This window comes from Erythrobacter sp. MTPC3 (genome assembly GCF_042854385.1).
Taxonomy (GTDB): domain Bacteria; phylum Pseudomonadota; class Alphaproteobacteria; order Sphingomonadales; family Sphingomonadaceae; genus Erythrobacter.
In genome coordinates, this window is record NZ_BTGP01000041.1 from 1 (window position 1) to 654 (window position 654).

At 62.4% G+C, this 654-nt stretch carries 2 protein-coding genes; both read left to right on the forward strand.

The genetic code is table 11. The features are described from left to right. The coding region (locus tag ACGHU1_RS16880; protein WP_390588890.1) for a transposase at positions 1-455 on the forward strand (455 nt) is incomplete at its 5' end. Then, positions 362-654 (forward strand): transposase (locus ACGHU1_RS16885; RefSeq protein WP_390588893.1); only part of this gene is annotated, 293 nt, incomplete at its 3' end. The genes ACGHU1_RS16880 and ACGHU1_RS16885, both read left to right, overlap by 94 nt.

Below are 654 nucleotides of genomic sequence, written 5' to 3' on the forward strand. Positions count from 1 at the left end.
GTGTCTCCAGCGAGGAGGCATGGCAGATGGTGGATTTCTTCTGGTTTTCGGATGAGCAATGGGCGCGGATTGAACCGCTCCTGCCGCAAGATACGCGCGGGATGCCGCGGGTAGATGATCGGCGGGTGCTCTCCGGCATTGTCCATGCGTTGAAGAGCGGCGGTCGTTGGGGCGATTGTCCTGAACACGTCTACGGCCCGAAGAAGACGCTCTACAACCGCTTCCGGCGCTGGGCCGAGCGCGGCGTGTGGGAGCGCATCTTTGCCGATCTTGCCGGGTTCGAAGGCGTGCCATCCAGGCTGTTCATCGACAGCTCGTGCATCAAGGTCCACCGCACTGCTGGTGGCGCAAAAGGGGGGCCTTGGCTCATGGTATCGGCATCACCAAAGGCGGCAGGAACACCAAGCTCCATGCCATCTGCGACGAGAAGGGCCGTCCCCACGTCCTGCTGCTGACGCCCGGCAACACCCACGATGCCAAGGTGGCCATGCTGGCGATCAATGCCGTGCCGCCCTCGGACTATCTGGTCGCTGACAAAGGCTACGACAGCAACGCCTTGCGCTCATGGCTGATCGAGCGCGGTACCACGCCGGTCATCCCCTCAAAGTCTAACCGCAAAGTCCAGATCGAGCACGACCGGCAGATCTACCGCCA